The following is a 16,307-nucleotide window of genomic DNA, read 5'->3' as shown; positions in this document are numbered from 1 at the left end:
GTGACGACCATGCGGGCCGTGCGCCTCGTCGCCCACGGCGGACCGGAGTCGCTGGAGCTCCACGACGTCGACGTCCCGGACCCGGGGCCCGCCGAGGTGCTGGTCCGCGTCGCGGCCTGCGGGCTCAACAACACCGACGTCTGGACCCGCGAGGGCAGCTACGGCGCCCCCGGGCCGCCGGCCGGCTGGCTGGGGCCGCTCGACTTCCCCCGGATCCAGGGGGCCGACGTGGTCGGCGAGGTCGTCGCCGCCGGAGGAGCACCGGGCCAGGACCTCGTGGGACACCGTGTCCTGGTCGACCCCGCGATCTACTCCGGTGCCGGTCCCGACGCCCTGCCGGTGGACATCCTCGGCAGCGAGCGTGACGGCGGCTACGCCGAGCAGGTCGTGGTGCCGGCCTCCTGCGCACACCCGGTCGACGACTCCCCGTTGGAGGACGTCGAGCTCGCCTGCCTCCCGATCTCCTACGGCACGGCGCTGGGCATGGTCGACCGGGGCGGTGTCCGCGACGGGGAGACCGTCCTCGTGACAGGCGCCTCCGGAGGCGTCGGGCTGGCGGCGGTCCAGGTGGCCGCGGCGCGGGGTGCCCGCGTCGTCGCCGTGAGCAGCGGCGACAAGACCGAGCGGGTGCGGGAGGCCGGCGCCGACGAGGTCCTCGACCGCGACGCGGGCGACCTGGCCACCGCTGTGCGCGACGCAGCGCCCGGGGGAGTCGACGTCACCGTCGACGTCGTGGCCGGACCGCTGCTCGAGCAGCTCGCCGACCTGCTCGCGCCCGGCGGTCGTTGGGTCGTGGCCGGCGCCCTGGCGGGGCACGAGGTGCGGCTCGACGTCCGCGCCCTCTACCTGCGCAACCTGCGGCTGGTCGGGTCGACCATGCACACGCCGGCCCAGTTCGCCGAGCTGGTCGAGATGGCCCGTGGCGGCCGGTTGCGTCCGGTGGTCGCACGCACCTTCCCGCTGGCCGAGGCAGCGCTGGCCCAGGCCGAGCTCGAGACCCGCCGCCACGTCGGCAAGCTGGTCCTCGTCCCCTGACCCCGACGTCCCCAGGGGGCGGTCAGCCGGAGTAGTCGGCGGAGACCTGCTTGGCCATGGCGAGGAAGGACTGGCGGGAGGCGAGGCTCTCCTCGAGCTCCTTGGCCTTCTTCTCGTTCCCGGCGGACTTCGCGGCCTCGAGGTCCTGCTCGAGGTCGGCGATCGCCGCCTCGAGCTTGGAGACCATGTCGTCAGCGCGGGCCGACTTCTCGGGGTCCGTACGCCGCCACTGGTCGTCCTCGACGTGGCGGACGGCCTCCTCGACCTTGCGCAACCGCCCCTCGAGCGGCTTGATCTGGTCGCGCGGGACCTTGCCGGCCGCCTCCCAGCGGTCGGCGATGTCGCGCAGCGCCCTCTTGGCGGCGTCGAGGTCGGTGACCGGGACCAGCGCCTCGGCCTCGACCAGCAGCGCCTGCTTCACCTCGGCGTTGGCCGCGAACTCCTGGTCCTGCTCGGCCTGGGCGGCGTCGCGGGCACCGAAGAACTGGTCCTGGGCGGCGCGGAAACGCGCCCACAGCTGGTCGTCGACGTCGCGCGGTGCGGGGCCGGCGGCCTTCCACTCGCGCATCAGGTCGCGGTAGGCGCCCGAGGTCGGCCCCCACTCGGTCGAGCCGGAGAGCGCCTCGGCCTCCTTGACCAGCCGCTCCTTCACGATCCGGGCCGCGTCACGCTTCTCGTGCTGCTCGGCGAAGTGCACCTTGCGACGGCGGGTGTAGGTGGTCCGTGCGGTGGAGAACCGGCGCCACAGCGCGTCGTCGGAGGCGCGGTCGATCCGCGGGAGGGCCTTCCACTGGTCGAGCAGGGCGCGGAGGCGGTTGGCGCCGTTGCGCCAGTCGTTGCCCTCGGCGAGCTTCTCGGCCTCGGAGACGATCGCCTCCTTGGCGGCGCGGGACTCCTCGGACTTCTTCGCCCGCTCCTCCTTGCGCGCCTTGCGCTGGGTGGCGATCACGGGGGAGAGGGCGTCGAGCCGGCCGGCGAGGCTGGCGAGGTCGCCGACGGCGTTGGCGTCCACGACCTGTGACCGCACGGTCTTCACCGCCTCGGTCGCCTCGTCGGGCGAGAGCACACCGGCGTTGACGCGCTGCTCGAGGAGCTGGACCTCGAGGGCGAGCGCGTCGTAGCGCTTGGTGTAGAACTCCAGGGCCTGCTCGGGCGTCCCCTCGGGGTACTGCCCCACGGAACGCTCGCCGTCGGCGGTCTTCACGAAGACCGTGCCGTCGTCGGCGACTCGTCCCCACTCATGGCTCGTCACCCGCGACATGCTAGTCAAGGCCCGCTCGGTAGTCTGCGGGGGTGTTCATCGCCGGATTCCCCGCGGGCCCGTGGGGCACCAACTGCTACGTCGCCGCGACGGCTGCGGGCAGCGAGTGCGTCGTCATCGACCCCGGCAAGGACTCCGCCGAGGGCGTCGCCGAGGTCGTGCGAGAGCACCGGCTCAAGCCGGTCGCCGTCCTCGTCACCCACGGCCACGTCGACCACATGTGGTGCGTCGCCCCGGTCGCCGGGACCTACGACGCCACGGCGTGGATCCACCCCGCCGACCGCCACCTGCTGACCGACCCGATGGCCGGCATGTCACGGGAGACGACGCAGATGCTCCTCGGCGGGAACTACGAGTGGGCCGAGCCGGACGACGTCCAGGAGCTCGCCGACGCCCAGTCGCTGGAGCTGGCCGGCCTCACCTTCACTGTCGACCACACGCCCGGCCACACCGAGGGGTCGGTGACCTTCCGGTCGCCCTACGCGCGTGACGACGTCTCCGAGGTCATGTTCTCCGGCGACCTGCTGTTCGCGGGATCGATCGGCCGGACCGATCTGCCCGGCGGCGACCATCCGACGATGCTCCGCAGCCTGCGCGACAAGGTGCTGACGCTGCGCGACGACATCGTGGTGCTGCCCGGCCACGGGGAGCAGACCTCGATCGGCCGCGAGCGCGCCACCAACCCCTTCCTGCTCGAGCTCCAGACTGATGCACCGGACGGTGCCGTCGGTCGCGTCACCCGAGGACTCTGACCCACCCATGGCCACCAAGATCAGCCCGCTCAGCGGGTTTCCCGAGCTGCTGCCCGAACAGCGCTACGTCGAGCAGCAGGTCATCGACACGCTGCGGCACACCTTCGAGCTGCACGGGTTCGCCGGCATCGAGACCCGCGCCGTCGAGCCGCTCGACCAGCTCCTCCGCAAGGGCGACACCTCGAAGGAGGTCTACCTCCTGCGGCGCCTCCACGAGGAGTCGGCCGAGGGGCACGCAGGGCTCGGGCTCCACTTCGACCTCACGGTGCCCTTCGCGCGCTACGTGCTCGAGAACGCCGGCAAGCTGGAGTTTCCCTTCCGCCGCTACCAGGTGCAGAAGGCCTGGCGCGGCGAACGTCCCCAGGAGGGTCGCTACCGCGAGTTCACGCAGGCCGACATCGACATCATCGGCCGTGACGTGCTGCCCTTCCACCACGACGTCGAGGTCACGCGCGTCATGGTCGACGCCCTGAACCGCCTCGACTTCCTGCCCGGCTTCCGGCTCCAGGTCAACAACCGCAAGCTGATCCAGGGCTTCTACGCCGGGCTCGGCATCACCGACGGCGACGAGGTGATGCGGGTCGTCGACAAGCTCGACAAGCTTCCCACCGAGCGGGTCCGGTCGATGCTCGTGGAGGAGGCGGGCCTCGACGGCGCCACCGCCGACCGCGTGCTCGGCCTCGCGACGATCCGTGCCACCGACGACTCCTTCGTCGCCGCCGTCCGCGCGCTCGGCGTCGAGCACGAGCTGCTCGAGGAGGGCCTGGCCGAGCTGGCCGAGCTGGTCAGCTCCTGCGCCGACCTCGTGAGCGACCGGGTTCGCGTCGAGGCCGACCTCTCGATCGCCCGGGGCCTCGACTACTACACGGGCACGGTCTTCGAGACCCGCCTGGACGGCTACGAGTCGATGGGCTCGATCTGCTCCGGTGGGCGCTACGACGCTCTCGCGTCCGACGGCCGCACGACCTACCCGGGCGTCGGGATCTCGCTGGGCGTCAGCCGCGTCGTGGTGCCGCTCCTGGCTCGCACCGGCCTGACCGCGACCCGCCGCGTGCCCAGCGTCGTGGTGGTCGCGCTCACCGACGAGGGGTCCCGCCCGGCCAGCGAGGCGGTGGCCCACGCGCTGCGCGCCCGCGACATCGCCTGCGAGGTCGCCCCCAGCCCCCAGAAGTTCGGGAAGCAAATTCGCTTTGCGGAGCGTCGTGGGATCCCCTATGTCTGGTTCCTGTCCGACGGGGGCCACCAGGTCAAGGACATCCGGAGCGGCGAGCAGGTCGATGCCGACCCGACGACCTGGACACCCCCCGCGGAGGACCTCCGCCCGACCATCACCAGCAAGGAGCAGAACCAGTGATCCGCACCCACGACGCCGGCACCCTCACCGCCGCGAACGTCGGAGAGACCGTCACCCTCGCCGGGTGGGTCGCCCGCCGCCGCGACCACGGTGGAGTGGCGTTCCTGGATCTGCGCGAGGCCAGCGGCGTCGTCCAGGTCGTGGTGCGCGACGAGGACGTCGCCCACAGCCTGCGCTCGGAGTACTGCCTCAAGGTCACCGGCGAGGTCGTCGCCCGCAAGGCCGGCAACGAGAACCCCAACCTCGCGACCGGCGACATCGAGGTCGTCGCAGCGGATGTCGAGGTGCTCAGCGCCAGCGCTCCGCTCCCGTTCCCGATCGACGAGCACGTCGAGGTGGGCGAGGAGGCGCGCCTCAAGCACCGCTACCTCGACCTGCGGCGCCCTGCCCCGGGTGCCGCGCTGCGGCTGCGCAGCAAGGTCAACAAGGCGGCCCGCGACGTGCTCGACGCCCACGACTTCGTCGAGGTCGAGACCCCGACGCTGACGCGGTCGACCCCCGAGGGCGCCCGCGACTTCCTCGTCCCGGCGCGTCTCCAGCCCGGCAGCTGGTACGCCCTGCCCCAGAGCCCCCAGCTGTTCAAGCAGCTGCTGATGGTCGCGGGCATGGAGCGCTACTTCCAGATCGCGCGCTGCTACCGCGACGAGGACTTCCGCGCCGACCGCCAGCCGGAGTTCACCCAGCTCGACATCGAGATGAGCTTCGTCGAGCAGGACGACGTCCTGGCGCTCGCCGAGGAGATCCTGGTGGCGCTGTGGAAGCTCGTCGGCCACGACGTACCGACTCCGCTCCCGCGGATGACCTACGCCGAGTCGATGGCGCGCTACGGCTCCGACAAGCCCGACCTGCGGATGGGCCAGGAGCTCGTCGACTGCACCGACTTCTTCAAGGACACGCCCTTCCGGGTGTTCCAGGCGCCGTACGTCGGCGCCGTGGTGATGCCCGGCGGCGCCTCCCAGCCCCGCAAGCAGCTGGATGTGTGGCAGGAGTGGGCCAAGCAGCGCGGTGCGCGCGGCCTGGCCTACGTCCTCGTCCAGGAGGACGGCGAGCTGACCGGTCCGGTGGCGAAGAACATCACTGACGAGGAGAAGGCAGGCATCGCCGCCCACGTCGGCGCGAAGCCCGGCGACTGCATCTTCTTCGGTGCCGGCGCGGTGAAGTCGAGCCGTGCGCTACTAGGTGCCGCCCGCCTCGAGATCGGTCGCCGTTGCGGCCTGATCGACGAGTCGGCCTGGAGCTTCCTCTGGGTCGTCGACGCGCCGCTGTTCGAGCCCGCCGACGAGGCCACGGCTGCCGGTGACGTCGCCGTCGGCTCCGGCGCCTGGACTGCTGTCCACCACGCCTTCACCAGCCCCCAGGACGTCGACACCTTCGACGAGGACCCCGGCAACGCCGTGGCCTGGGCCTACGACATCGTCTGCAACGGCAACGAGATCGGCGGCGGGTCGATCCGTATCCACCGCGAGGACGTCCAGAAGCGCGTCTTCAAGATCATGGGCATCGAGGAGGACGAGGCACAGGAGAAGTTCGGTTTCCTGCTCGACGCCTTCAAGTACGGCGCCCCGCCGCACGGCGGCATCGCCTTCGGCTGGGACCGGATCGTGGCGCTGCTCGCCGGCACCGACTCGATCCGCGACGTCATCGCGTTCCCGAAGTCCGGCGGCGGTTTCGACCCGCTGACAGCTGCGCCCGCGCCGATCACGCCGGCGCAGCGCAAGGAGGCCGGCGTGGACAGCAAGCCGGAGGCGAAAGAACCCGTCTCCGAGTGAGTGACGACGGGCTGTTCGACGTCCCCGGGGCCTCGACCCCCTCGCCGGGGTCGGGGTCCCTGGGCGCGAACACCCACGCGTCGGCGCCGCTCCCGGTCCGGATGCGGCCGCGCACGCTCGACGAGCTCGTCGGCCAGTCGCAGCTGCGCGCCCCGGGCTCGCCGCTGCGCCAGCTGATCGAGGACGACCAGGCGACCTCGCTGCTGCTGTGGGGGCCGCCGGGCACGGGCAAGACCACGATCGCCGGCATCGTCAGCCAGCAGACCGACCGACGCTTCGTCGAGGTCTCCGCCGTGTCCGCGGGCGTGAAGGAGGTGCGGGCGGCGATCGACGCCGCACGAGCCGAGCTCAGCCGGGGCGGCCGGGAGACGGTCCTGTTCGTCGACGAGGTCCACCGCTTCAGCAAGGCACAGCAGGATGCCCTGCTCCCCGGCGTCGAGAACCGCTGGGTGACGCTGGTCGCCGCCACGACCGAGAACCCGTTCTTCTCGGTGATCTCGCCGCTGCTGTCGCGCAGCCTCCTGCTCCGTCTCCAGCCCCTCACCGACGACGACGTGCGCGACGTGATGGAGCGGGCGGTCGAGGACGAGCGCGGCCTCGGGGCGGCGTACGAGCTCGAGGTGGAGGCGCGCGAGCACCTCGTCCGGCTCGCCGGTGGCGACGCCCGCCGTTCGCTGACCTACCTCGAGGCGGCGGCCCGCGCTGCCGGTGCCCGGGGGACGAAGACGATCGACCTCGAGGCGGCCGAGGCGGCGGTCGACCAGGCGGCGGTGCGCTACGACCGGCAGGGCGACCAGCACTACGACGTCATCAGCGCCTTCATCAAGTCGATCCGCGGCTCCGACCCGGACGCCGCGATCCACTACCTCGCCCGCATGATCGAGGCGGGGGAGGACCCGCGCTTCATCGCCCGACGACTCGTCGTCCACGCCAGCGAGGACATCGGCCTCGCCGACCCGACGGCCCTCCAGGCGGCGGTCGCGGCCGCCCAGGCCGTCCAGCTGATCGGCATGCCGGAGGCCCGCATCAACCTCGCCCAGGCGACGATCCACCTCGCGGTGGCGCCGAAGTCCAACCGGGTCATCACCGCGATCGACGCAGCGATCGGTGACGTGAAGGCCGGCAAGATCGGCCACGTCCCGCCCCACCTCCGCGACGCCCACTACGGCGGCGCGAAGGACCTCGGCCACGGCCGGGGCTACACCTACCCTCACGACGAGCCCTACGGGATCGCCGAGCAGCAGTACCTCCCCGACGTCCTCGACGGCACGACCTACTACGACCCGACGAGCCTCGGCTTCGAGGCGAACGTGTCCGAGCGGCTGCAGCGGATTCGGAAGCTCACTCGCGGCGAGGACTGAGGCCCGGGCTCCCGGATGGCGCCTCGTGGCGCGGATCGGCACTCACCACGTGCTCGCATCGCGGCATGAGGATGGGGTCAGGACTGGGACCGGTAGGTGCGGTAGATCTCGCCGCCGGGCCACGCTGGTTCGTACACGTGCAGTACCTGCTGCGCTAGGTCGCGCGTGCGGAAGTCGTCACCGTGGGCGACATGGGCGACCAGCGCTTCGCGGACCTCGGGCCACTGCAGCGACCGCATCGAGAACTCCAGCACTTCGACCGCTCCCCAGTCCCAGCTTCTGGCCTGCTGCAGCAAGGCATCGACGGCCGTGGAGTAGGGAAGCCGGTCCGACTGGAGAAGCTGCAGTAGGTCCACAAGAGCGTGCTCGTAAAGGTTCACGCCCACGAGGTGCTGGGCGGCGACGCGAATGACTTGCAGGCGTTCGGCCAGTTCATCCTCGGCGGGCCATTGGCTGCTCATTCGGTCATCCTGACAGCACGATTCACTCATCGGCGGAACCGCGGGTGACAGCGGAATGAGCAGCGTTCACCGATGCAACTGGCGACCTCGTCCGCGTTTGGCAGGTGGCGATCGAGCGGCCTCACCTGCAGCTACGATCCGCGCATGCCCCATCTGAGGCGCGTTATGGGTCTGGCTCTGCTGTTGATGTCCGCGGTCGGCTGTAGCAACGCCGCTGACCCTATCGATGCTGCGCCTAGGCAAGACGCTTCGACCACGAGCGAACGGAGCCCGGACCCCGAAGCCAGCAACCCCGGCGAGATGGAAGCAACACCTCGATGCGACGCGCTCGTTGCCCCCTCTCAGGTAAGAGCATTGGGAGGGCTACTAGGCGACTCGGAAGAACTGCCAGGGACAGGGCGACTGCTCTTCTGCGAATGGCGCAAGGGAGAGCAACGCCTCTTGGTCATTCACGGCCCTGCCGCCGACTGGAGTCCGTTCCTTCCCGATCAGGTCAAGCAGTTGCGCGCCTCCCAGCTACCCATCTCAGCAACCCAGGATCGCGCGCTGGACGTCGGCTTGCGACGAGCGGTCCAGGGCAAGGGCGTCTGCCAGACCGTGACCACCATGGCGCAAATCGTGACTGGCGACCCGCAGGCCGACATCGTCGGACGAAGTTTCGGTCCCACCGTCTTGCAGCTAGACACGTGCATCAAGGATGTGTTCACGAGAGTGCTGCTGGACGCCTCCACTGTTCAAGAAGATCCAGATTCAACCGCGGCCGAAGCCCAGAAACTGCTCCAGGCGCTGGTACTCGGAGGTTGAGTCCCTGCCCCGAGCGCGATCCTGACAGCGGCATGAGCGTGCGTTGCAGTAATGCAACATCTGGCGCGGAGGAATGTGCAACCGTGGGTGATGCTCGCACGTCAGACGGACCTGAAGACCTTGCTCGCGGTCGCCGCGACCTTCGTGCTGTTGGTCAGCGCGTTGTCCTCTTGTACCGACGCTGGCGCTCAAGGTGAAGTCTCTGAGCCCCTGCCTCCATCAACGGCCTCTGCTTCCGGCGAGTTCGCCGCTACTGGTGGGGACGTGTGCCCTCACAGTCAGCCACTATCGGACGCAAGTGACGGCTTCGGCGCAAGCGAGATGGCGAAATCCAGACCTCAGTTCCGCCGCGTCGAGCGGGCGTGGGTTTGTGCGTACCGCCCAAGGACGGGCAAACCGGGACCGGACGACCAGGGCCGCTACGTCGGTTGGTTCTTGAGAGGAACAGCAGTGCCAGTGGTCGAGCCGCAGTTGACGTCACTCGAATCCGTTCTGAGCTCGATTGAAGCGCCCGAACCCCCCGGTGACGAAAGGCTGTGTCCTGCCGACTTGGGAACCCGTTGGCTGGTCGTGACTGAGTCTAAGGGAGACCTCACCGGGGTAGCGGTCGACGACTTCGGGTGTGAGGACGTGCGCCTCACTGACGACCCGCTTCACGTAGAGCCGGGAGAAGCCAGTCAGCCAGGAACCCCGTCTGGAACTTTCGCCTCCCCGGCCGGGCTTCTGGACACGGTGAAGGCGCTGTACCCCGACGTCTTGTCCACGGGCTGACGACGCTCCCGGAGCGTCCGCTCATGGGCATGACCGCTTCGCGCCATGAGCGGTCACGCTCGTTCTGGCCGAAAGGCTGCGGTAGCGCCTCGTCGCGGTGATACTTCGGCGGACGGTGCGCCCAAGAATCCCTGCCGGGCTGCCGCCGAAGACTCGGGAACGGGAGAAGTACATGCAAGGTCGTCAGCGTGCTACTGCCTTGATGTTGGCCGTGGCGCTTGTCGTCACCATGGCTGGCCAGGCGTACGGCGCACGACTGACGACTACGGATGATGGGTCCGACGTGTGGTCTCCCGAGGGGAGCGAGTACGTCGCCGCCGGATCTGTTGCGAACACCGACCTACTTCGGACCTCGCTGAATCACCGAGAGCACAGGATCGTGGGCCGTGCCCGCTACGAAGCGCTGACCAAGAACACCAGTCACGAGGTTCGGCTCAACACCCAGTTGAAGACCAACCAAGGCAAGGTTTACGACGTCATCGTGATGGTCGATCCGAACGGTGAGGGCGAGAGGTTGCTGCTGTTCCGCCGCTGGCGTGACAACCCGATCGAGTGTGACCACGCGGTCGGGACTGCCGCGTGGTCGGACGAGAAGATCAGCTTCTCGGTGCCGCGCGCGTGTCTGGGGTCCCCGCGATGGGTCAAGTACAGGGCGGTGGCGCGTTCCTACAAGGAGGAGACCGGGCTGTTCTTGGACATGGCCAACCACTCCGGCCCGACCAAGAACCCTTGGAGCGCACGAGTCAGGCGTGATTGAGCCTGCACGGTGAGAACGCGTGATGGTCAGTCGGCCTGCCGCCATCCGCTCAGCGGCATGAGCGTGCGCAGCTCTCAGAAGAGCCAGTCGCTGATTGCGGAGGCAGCGAGGAACAGTGCGACCACTAGAACCACCTTGGCGATCCAAGTCGCGATGATGAGTGTCTGCTCGTCGCGGTCCTCTTGTGAGCGCACGTTTCACATCGTAGGCCGCCTAGCCCTGCCCCTGCGCCCTACTGACGGCTATAAGAGCGTGTGTATGTGAGGATGCGGCCATGCTGCGCCGGGACTATGGCGAGTACCGCGACGCCATGCGGCGAATGGTCAACGACGTTGATCCGATAGCTCTCATCAAGGGTGGGGCGCCCGCCGACGAGTACGACCCGGAGATCTCCGAACTGCTCAAGTGGCGGACTGTCGTGACCCTGGAGCGCGTGCATGAGGTTTTCCAACGCGCATTCGAGATGCCGATCAGCGATGACGACGCCAGGCGGATAGCCGAAGGCATCGGCCGAGTCCGCGAGAACTTCGGTTACGCCGCTGGAGATTAGAGGCGGGCCGTGACCCTATGCCGTACTGACAGCGGCATGAGCGGTCACGCCGTGGCTAGATGCTGCGGTCATCGTCCGCCATGTCTCTGGCAACCTGCTCTTGCGCCACAGTGAGTTCCGCGTCGGTGTGCCCGAGTCCACGTGCCCACTCGATGGATGTAGCGAGGTCGCGGAGCGCCTGCTTCTGTGCTGGATGGGTGAACGGCAGCGAGTCCTCGTCCCTCGTCATCAGCCAGTCGAACAGCACGAGTGCGGACTGGTCCCATAGGCGGAGGTCGAGGAGCTGCGGCTCTGGCTCAGACACCTCAGGATGCTCGCACAAACGACCGCTCCTGGGCACGAGCGAGCGGATCGCGGCGTGAGCGAGCACGCGATGCCGAACTGGCAGTACCGGCGTGAGCGGACTTCTCGCTGAGGCCCGCTAGCCCCAGTCATCATCAACGGCGGCGACCACGGCCTGCACGTCCCGGAGAGCCGATAGCGAAACAACGAAGGCCAGGTCCGACGCCTCCGGGCCGCCATCACCGACGTTCAGGTGCAGAACATCATCGGAGACGTGCCACCACACGGCGGACCCTTCAACCGACCCGAGGCGCACGGCGCGGCGTCTACTCCAGTCCGTGTCCGACACGGAGGTCAAACGCTCCCAATCACGGGGATGGGCCCGGATATTCACCTGCCAAGAGGACCCCTCCAGCGTGACCACCACGGTGGCTTCACGCTCGCCCTCCTGGGTCTCAGCTCTCACCGCGACGTGCTCCACGTCGGTACGTTCGCACGGCTGCGACCGACCGCACATCGGCAGGACCGCGACTGTCAGCGGCATGACCGTGCGTCGGAGCCCAGCTAGTCAGGGAAGGCTTGTTCTTCTACGAGTCCGGCGATGAAGTCCTCGAAGGCGGGTGCGAGTGGAGTGACGGCGTAGTCGACCTCCTGATCCACGTGCACGACGACAGGTTCGCCATCGGGTCCGCAAGCGCGGTAGTCGAGGGCGATCATGTCGTGACCCGCGGACGGGGTGTCGGCAAAGTAGACGCCGAGGTCCGGATAGCCCCACTCTTGTAGCCACAGGCGCTGACCGTGCGGCCCGCAGAGGCTCATGCGGGCGGTGCGCCCAATGGCGAAGATGCCGGTGACCGCCACGTGGTCGGGCGCCCAGGTGGTTGGAGCCGGGCTGGCGTGAGCAGTCCGAGCCAGCAGGCCGCCGTTGCGTGTGCGAGCCAGGCTGACGTAGGCAGCGGGTAGCTGGTAGCCGAGTTCTGCTTCGACTGAACGGAGGGCCTCCTCAGACAGCGGCGTTTCGCTGTACTCCGTCGCACCTGCCTCGTCTGGCACCCACAGATCGGGATCGAGATCGGGTGAGTCCGGCATGGGCTGCACAGTAGCGACGGCGCGACCGCTCAGCGGCATGAGCGAACGCTGTGCCGCCATCCGCTCAGCGGCATGAGCGTGCGGTCTGCTCTTGCCACGGTCACTCGTCCACGAGCAGAACAACCTTAGTGGCGAAGCCGGGCTCGTCTACCCACGCTGAGACGTGGCATCCACCCGACGTGATGGGGAGACGTACCTCGACGTTCGCATCCGAGTCACCAATGAGCAGTGTTTGGCTTGCAACCTCCAAGCGCCCACTGAATACCTGAGAGAGACCCTCATGGTCGCCACCTTCGGCACTCGATCGCACGAGCACGGCTACAGCACTCTCCATGGGTGGGTTCACTGCAACGAACAACGGCTCGTCCTGGCGATGCGCTGGTTGAGCAGTCGAATCCCAGTCGTCGTGGTCCGCTCGGCTTCCGAGGGGTTCGATCACCACGATGCCGTGATCGCAGGCCACAGTGAACTGCACGTTGAGGTCGCCAGACATGAACCGGAGTGTGCCTCAGGGAGACCAGTGACGTGCGCGCACATCGGCATGACCGCTGTACTGACAGAGGCATGACAGTGCGGGCCGTTAGGAGTAAGGCTCGTATTCGATGCGCTCAGCGCGGCGCCGCCAACCCGGCCACGGCCATGCGTTGCGCCAACTCCGGGACGTGTCCTCGCCGTCCTGAATCTCCACACACCCGCCGCGACCAAGGTGGAACGCCGTGGCACGGCCTTGGACAGCCACGGATACGAAGTAGTCGATCGACTCGAGGTCGGCGACGGGATCATTGCCCAGTTCGGCCGGGACACATGCCGGATCGTCCAAGGCCACCGTCCCCACCTTGTCGTCGAGGAGATGGAGCACAACGGCCACCGCGGTGGGTGTGCGGGGACGCAGCGTCAGCATCGTTGCCCCCTCCTGCTCCGAAACCTCGAGGGCCGCGTGATCCGCCAGCTCAACGGCACTGCCTTCGAAGTGGGTTCGCAGAGAAGACATGGCGCGACCCTACGATCCGCCGGCCCGGACTTGCCCTCACAGGCAGCGCCGTACTGACAGCGGCATGAGCGGTTGATTGTCCTAGCCGACGTCCGCAAGGCCCAGGAGGTCGATCAGTTCGTCTACCGAACTCGCGACGTTCTCCCAATACTGCCCCTCAGCGGCCCAGACGAGCCGCAGCACGCGTGCGGGGGTCGTCCGGTAGTCGGCGATCAGGACGGTCTCTGAACCCGTACCGAAGTCGCCGAGCAGCACCGCTTCACGTGGATCGATTTGGTCGATGACGCTCACTTCGTCCCAGTACGCAGGGTTCCGCGCGGCATCCTCGGAGACCGTGACCAGCGGAGGAGGGTAGAGGACGAGATGGTCCTCATCGGGTGCGAATGCACGGACTCGGTCTCGAACAACGAGGGGCGAAAAGTGCTGGTCGTCGACCCGCGTACCTTCCCGAGGCCAGCCGCCCGCCACCAAGGTCGACTCCAGGTCTCCGCGCTGCTCGCCTGTTGGCACGCGCCGAACTCTAACGAAGTAGCGATCGCTCATCGGCAGTAGAGCGCAATCAGCGGCATGAGCGGTCACGCTATGCCGTACTGACAGCGGCATGAGCGGACGAGTTCTCAGGTGCCGGTCCCGCCGCCTTCAAGTACCGCCAACGCGTCTGGCAGGGCGAACACGGTGGTCACGTCAGGGCGACGCACATCGAGGTCGGGACGCACTGCTTGGGCTTCCAAGCCCCACACCTTGGTGCCCCGACGACGCACCCAGTTCATGGCCGCCTTTGCCCAACGTTCGTACTCGCTCGACACCGCGCTCAATGAGTCGGCCTGCGACCCGATGTGGCCCGAGGTCAAGGCGCTTCCGGTGTGGGTGGCGGGAGCCCACAGCAATACTGGTGAGGCGTTGGAGTCCACCAGAGCCTCAGTGGGCTGGGGCTTCAAGCGCTCCCAGTTCAGGCGGTTGAACAATCCGGCCTTCGACGTACTGGACATTGCTGCGTCCCCGTCTCGCACCAGGACTGGGAGCCCGAGTGCCCGTCTGACGACCATGACGTTGCCCCCGGAGAGCGCCTCCTCGCGCGACAGGACTATCGGAGGTGACGCGACAACGGGCCAGGGATGCAGGGTCACCTCGGCAGGCTCTCCGAGGTAGTCCAGAAGTTGCTCATGGTCGTTCGCGGTCGCGTAGAAGTGCACGGCGGATACCACGTCCGGGAGTCTCCCACGAGGCCGCGCAGGCGACCGCTCATCGGCATGAGCGGCCACGAATGACGTCGTGCGAACCGGCGGTGATTGCGCCTGACCCGCATGGCGTCCGCGCTCGCGAAGGGCGCGGTCATGCGCAGACAGGTGCGGTTCAGGAGCGGCGGGCCGAGGTGACTCGGTGGACGAGCATGGGCAGGTGGGTCAGGGTCCGGCTCGCGAGCAGCCGGACCCGCGATTCACCGGACGGTCGGACGGGGTGACGTCGCGGGTGCCGGTGGTGTCGGAGAGGAATTGTTGGCCGTGGGGGTCGGCCCAGAGGAAGGTCGTCTCATCGAGGCGGGTGTAGCGCCAGCCGGCGTGGGTGCGGAGCCGGTGGTGGCGGCGACACAGGGGTGCGAGATTGCAGTCGCAGGTCGCGCCGCCGTCGACGTGGGGGACGCCGTGGTCGTGGTCGCAGACGCGGGCTTCGCGGGTGCACCAGGGGAAGACGCAGTGGGGCAGGAGGAGTTCGACCTGGGTGCGAAGGCGTCCGCGGGACTCGTAGGCGGTGGAGTCGGTGTGGTCCGCGAGGTCGATCACGGGTTGGACCGTGAGGTGCGTGTCGGTGCGGCCGAGCCAGTCACGCAGCTGGCTGACGAGCATCGGGACGGTGCCGCAGCGGGCGACGGGGTTGCCGCCGGTGACGGCGTCGTCGGCGACGTGGAGCACGAGCAGCGCATTCTTGCGCGGGGAGGGCGTGTCCTCGTCGTCGAGCAGGGCCCGGGCTGTGGCGGGGTCGGCGAGCACGCCCAGGGCGCGGGAGCGGCGTACGTCGAGGGAATCCTCGTGTCGACCCTCGGTCTCGTCGAGGGCGGCCAGACGGGCGGCGATGGCGGAGACGGTCTGGTCGAAGTCGTGGAGGTCATTCCAGTCGCCTCGGATCGACATGTCGGCCACACCGGTGTCGTTGATCGAGCGCTCGTGGAGGGTGACGTGGCGCTGGTCGAGCGCGGCGAGCTGGTCGAGCTCGCGCTCCTCGGGGTGGAGCCGCATCATCGCCTCGTCCAGCAGCCTGGCAAGGGTGGTGGCCCCGACGCGGTGGGCGAGGTGGGACAGCTCGCGGTCGAGGTGGTCGCAGACGTCGTCGGGGGAGCCGAGGACCAGCTGGGCGATGCGTCGGGCGCGCCAAGCCTCGAGCTCGGCGGCGACCACGCGGCGCCAGAGCCGGGGCAGCCGGTGGCGGAGCACGAGGGCGTCGCGGATCAGGGCGTCACCGGCCGCGGTCGACCGGCCGATGGCAGCGGCGAAGGGGGCGGCGGCCGACCAGGACCAGCCAGGGATCCCGCGCTCCTCGTCGAAGGCCCGCAGCGCCTCGGCTCCGGGCTCGAGGCCGGCCGGGTCGGAGGTGGCCGCGAAAGGCTCGTCGCCGAGGTCGGGATGGGCGTCGGCCCACTCCGCGGCCTGCACCAGCAGCTCGGCCTCCGCGCGGAGCTGGGCCGACCGGGTGGCGCGCACCCGAGCGAGCAGCCCGGTCGGGGTGACCGGAACTGCGTCGGCGACGATGTCGAACATGTGTTCGATGATAGGCGGACCCACTGACAACGGAGCCGGCACTGTCTCCCGGGCGCCGAGTGGCGTGGGGCAGGATGCAGGACATGGACACGTGGGGGAGTCGCGCGGTGACGGCGGTGCTCGGTCTCGCCGGCGGCGTGGTGGTGCTCGGGGTGGCCTGGTGGGTCGCCGACGTCGCACGTCTGCGGGGCCCGGGCGGCCCGCAGGTGGCCCTCGCCCTGGTGTGCGCCCCGATCGTCGTCTGGCTGGCGGCGACCAGCGAGGCGCCGCGCCTGTGGCGGCGCGGCACCGGCGGCACCCGCAGGCACGAGGGCTGA

At 69.0% G+C, this 16,307-nt stretch carries 19 protein-coding genes; 9 read left to right on the top strand and 10 right to left on the bottom strand.

Translation table 11 applies throughout. The annotated features are described in order from the left end of the window. Positions 1-9: 9 nt before the first annotated feature. A complete protein-coding gene (locus tag ABD091_RS00565) occupies positions 10-1,035 on the top strand; it encodes a zinc-binding dehydrogenase (RefSeq protein ID WP_343920839.1) in 1,026 nt (341 codons plus the stop codon). A 22-nt stretch (positions 1,036-1,057) separates the two neighbouring features. On the opposite strand, the gene ABD091_RS00560 is transcribed toward ABD091_RS00565, so the two are convergent. Further along, complete coding sequence (locus ABD091_RS00560; RefSeq protein ID WP_379189163.1) at positions 1,058-2,296, bottom strand: DUF349 domain-containing protein; 1,239 nt, start codon at positions 2,294-2,296, stop codon at positions 1,058-1,060. 32 nt (positions 2,297-2,328) lie between these two features. On the opposite strand from ABD091_RS00560, the gene ABD091_RS00555 reads away from it, so the two are divergent. Genes ABD091_RS00555 through ABD091_RS00540 form a run of 4 tightly spaced genes read left to right on the top strand, consistent with a single transcriptional unit; the run spans position 2,329 to position 7,532 of the window. After that, positions 2,329-3,048, top strand: a complete 720-nt coding sequence (locus ABD091_RS00555) for an MBL fold metallo-hydrolase (protein WP_343915160.1) — start codon at positions 2,329-2,331, stop codon at positions 3,046-3,048. Positions 3,049-3,055: 7 nt separating this feature from the next. Then, positions 3,056-4,402 (top strand): histidine--tRNA ligase, encoded by a 1,347-nt coding sequence (gene hisS, locus ABD091_RS00550; RefSeq protein ID WP_343915159.1) that lies wholly within the window; start codon positions 3,056-3,058, stop codon positions 4,400-4,402. Then, positions 4,399-6,171: an aspartate--tRNA ligase gene (aspS, locus tag ABD091_RS00545; protein WP_343915158.1), complete on the top strand. Its 1,773-nt coding sequence runs from the start codon at positions 4,399-4,401 to the stop codon at positions 6,169-6,171. Before hisS ends, aspS begins: the two co-directional genes overlap by 4 nt. Next, complete coding sequence (locus ABD091_RS00540) at positions 6,168-7,532, top strand: replication-associated recombination protein A (RefSeq protein WP_343915157.1); 1,365 nt, start codon at positions 6,168-6,170, stop codon at positions 7,530-7,532. Before aspS ends, ABD091_RS00540 begins: the two co-directional genes overlap by 4 nt. Before the next feature lie 77 nt (positions 7,533-7,609). Here ABD091_RS00540 and ABD091_RS00535 read toward each other — a convergent pair whose 3' ends face one another. Further along, complete coding sequence (locus tag ABD091_RS00535) at positions 7,610-7,993, bottom strand: hypothetical protein (protein ID WP_343915156.1); 384 nt, start codon at positions 7,991-7,993, stop codon at positions 7,610-7,612. Positions 7,994-8,137: 144 nt separating this feature from the next. Here ABD091_RS00535 and ABD091_RS00530 point away from each other — a divergent pair, with 144 nt between their 5' ends. The 3 genes from ABD091_RS00530 (at position 8,138) to ABD091_RS00520 (ending at position 10,875) form a co-directional block, all read left to right on the top strand. Beyond that, complete coding sequence (locus tag ABD091_RS00530) at positions 8,138-8,797, top strand: hypothetical protein (RefSeq protein WP_343915155.1); 660 nt, start codon at positions 8,138-8,140, stop codon at positions 8,795-8,797. A 982-nt stretch (positions 8,798-9,779) separates the two neighbouring features. Beyond that, a complete protein-coding gene (locus ABD091_RS00525; protein WP_343915154.1) occupies positions 9,780-10,325 on the top strand; it encodes a hypothetical protein in 546 nt (181 codons plus the stop codon). Positions 10,326-10,599: 274 nt separating this feature from the next. Continuing rightward, the gene (locus ABD091_RS00520) at positions 10,600-10,875 is read left to right on the top strand and encodes a hypothetical protein (RefSeq protein ID WP_343915153.1); all 276 of its coding nucleotides are present in this window, start codon (positions 10,600-10,602) and stop codon (positions 10,873-10,875) included. 55 nt (positions 10,876-10,930) lie between these two features. On the opposite strand, the gene ABD091_RS00515 is transcribed toward ABD091_RS00520, so the two are convergent. The 8 genes from ABD091_RS00515 to ABD091_RS00480 all read right to left on the bottom strand — a co-directional run bounded on the left by ABD091_RS00515 (position 10,931) and on the right by ABD091_RS00480 (position 15,990). Beyond that, positions 10,931-11,179, bottom strand: coding sequence for a hypothetical protein (locus tag ABD091_RS00515; RefSeq protein ID WP_343915152.1), 249 nt, complete (start codon positions 11,177-11,179; stop codon positions 10,931-10,933). Positions 11,180-11,296: 117 nt separating this feature from the next. Next, entirely contained in the window at positions 11,297-11,638 is a 342-nt protein-coding gene (locus ABD091_RS00510; RefSeq protein ID WP_343915151.1) for a hypothetical protein, read from the bottom strand. 83 nt (positions 11,639-11,721) lie between these two features. Beyond that, on the bottom strand, positions 11,722-12,246 hold the full coding sequence (locus tag ABD091_RS00505) for an SMI1/KNR4 family protein (RefSeq protein ID WP_343915150.1): 525 nt from the start codon (positions 12,244-12,246) through the stop codon (positions 11,722-11,724). Positions 12,247-12,346: 100 nt separating this feature from the next. Continuing rightward, entirely contained in the window at positions 12,347-12,739 is a 393-nt protein-coding gene (locus ABD091_RS00500; RefSeq protein WP_343915149.1) for a hypothetical protein, read from the bottom strand. Between the two features lie 87 nt (positions 12,740-12,826). Beyond that, positions 12,827-13,237, bottom strand: a complete 411-nt coding sequence (locus ABD091_RS00495) for a hypothetical protein (protein ID WP_343915148.1) — start codon at positions 13,235-13,237, stop codon at positions 12,827-12,829. 81 nt (positions 13,238-13,318) lie between these two features. Next, positions 13,319-13,747 carry a hypothetical protein gene (locus ABD091_RS00490; RefSeq protein WP_343915147.1) on the bottom strand — a complete coding sequence of 143 codons (429 nt, stop codon included), beginning with the start codon at positions 13,745-13,747 and terminating at the stop codon, positions 13,319-13,321. 107 nt (positions 13,748-13,854) lie between these two features. Beyond that, entirely contained in the window at positions 13,855-14,442 is a 588-nt protein-coding gene (locus tag ABD091_RS00485; RefSeq protein ID WP_343915146.1) for a hypothetical protein, read from the bottom strand. 198 nt (positions 14,443-14,640) lie between these two features. Next, entirely contained in the window at positions 14,641-15,990 is a 1,350-nt protein-coding gene (locus ABD091_RS00480; RefSeq protein WP_343915145.1) for an HNH endonuclease signature motif containing protein, read from the bottom strand. An 83-nt stretch (positions 15,991-16,073) separates the two neighbouring features. Between ABD091_RS00480 and ABD091_RS00475 the strand changes: the two genes are divergently transcribed. Then, positions 16,074-16,307, top strand: a complete 234-nt coding sequence (locus ABD091_RS00475; protein WP_343915144.1) for a hypothetical protein — start codon at positions 16,074-16,076, stop codon at positions 16,305-16,307.

Origin of the sequence: Nocardioides aestuarii, from assembly GCF_039527245.1 — a bacterium.
Taxonomy (GTDB): domain Bacteria; phylum Actinomycetota; class Actinomycetes; order Propionibacteriales; family Nocardioidaceae; genus Nocardioides; species Nocardioides aestuarii.
The sequence above is the reverse complement of the archived record's forward strand: the minus strand, read 5'-3'. Positions and strand labels throughout refer to the sequence as shown.

Excerpts from the sequence above, each read along its gene's own strand:
- ABD091_RS00565 (WP_343920839.1), top strand. The coding sequence starts at position 10 with ATGCGGGCCGTGCGCCTCGTCGCCCACGGCGGACCGGAGTCGCTGGAG.
- ABD091_RS00560 (WP_379189163.1), bottom strand. The coding sequence starts at position 2,296 with ATGTCGCGGGTGACGAGCCATGAGTGGGGACGAGTCGCCGACGACGGC.
- hisS (WP_343915159.1), top strand. The coding sequence starts at position 3,056 with ATGGCCACCAAGATCAGCCCGCTCAGCGGGTTTCCCGAGCTGCTGCCC.
- ABD091_RS00535 (WP_343915156.1), bottom strand. The coding sequence starts at position 7,993 with ATGAGCAGCCAATGGCCCGCCGAGGATGAACTGGCCGAACGCCTGCAA.
- ABD091_RS00530 (WP_343915155.1), top strand. The coding sequence starts at position 8,138 with ATGCCCCATCTGAGGCGCGTTATGGGTCTGGCTCTGCTGTTGATGTCC.
- ABD091_RS00520 (WP_343915153.1), top strand. The coding sequence starts at position 10,600 with ATGCTGCGCCGGGACTATGGCGAGTACCGCGACGCCATGCGGCGAATG.
- ABD091_RS00505 (WP_343915150.1), bottom strand. The coding sequence starts at position 12,246 with ATGCCGGACTCACCCGATCTCGATCCCGATCTGTGGGTGCCAGACGAG.
- ABD091_RS00500 (WP_343915149.1), bottom strand. The coding sequence starts at position 12,739 with ATGTCTGGCGACCTCAACGTGCAGTTCACTGTGGCCTGCGATCACGGC.
- ABD091_RS00495 (WP_343915148.1), bottom strand. The coding sequence starts at position 13,237 with ATGTCTTCTCTGCGAACCCACTTCGAAGGCAGTGCCGTTGAGCTGGCG.
- ABD091_RS00480 (WP_343915145.1), bottom strand. The coding sequence starts at position 15,990 with ATGTTCGACATCGTCGCCGACGCAGTTCCGGTCACCCCGACCGGGCTG.
- ABD091_RS00475 (WP_343915144.1), top strand. The coding sequence starts at position 16,074 with ATGGACACGTGGGGGAGTCGCGCGGTGACGGCGGTGCTCGGTCTCGCC.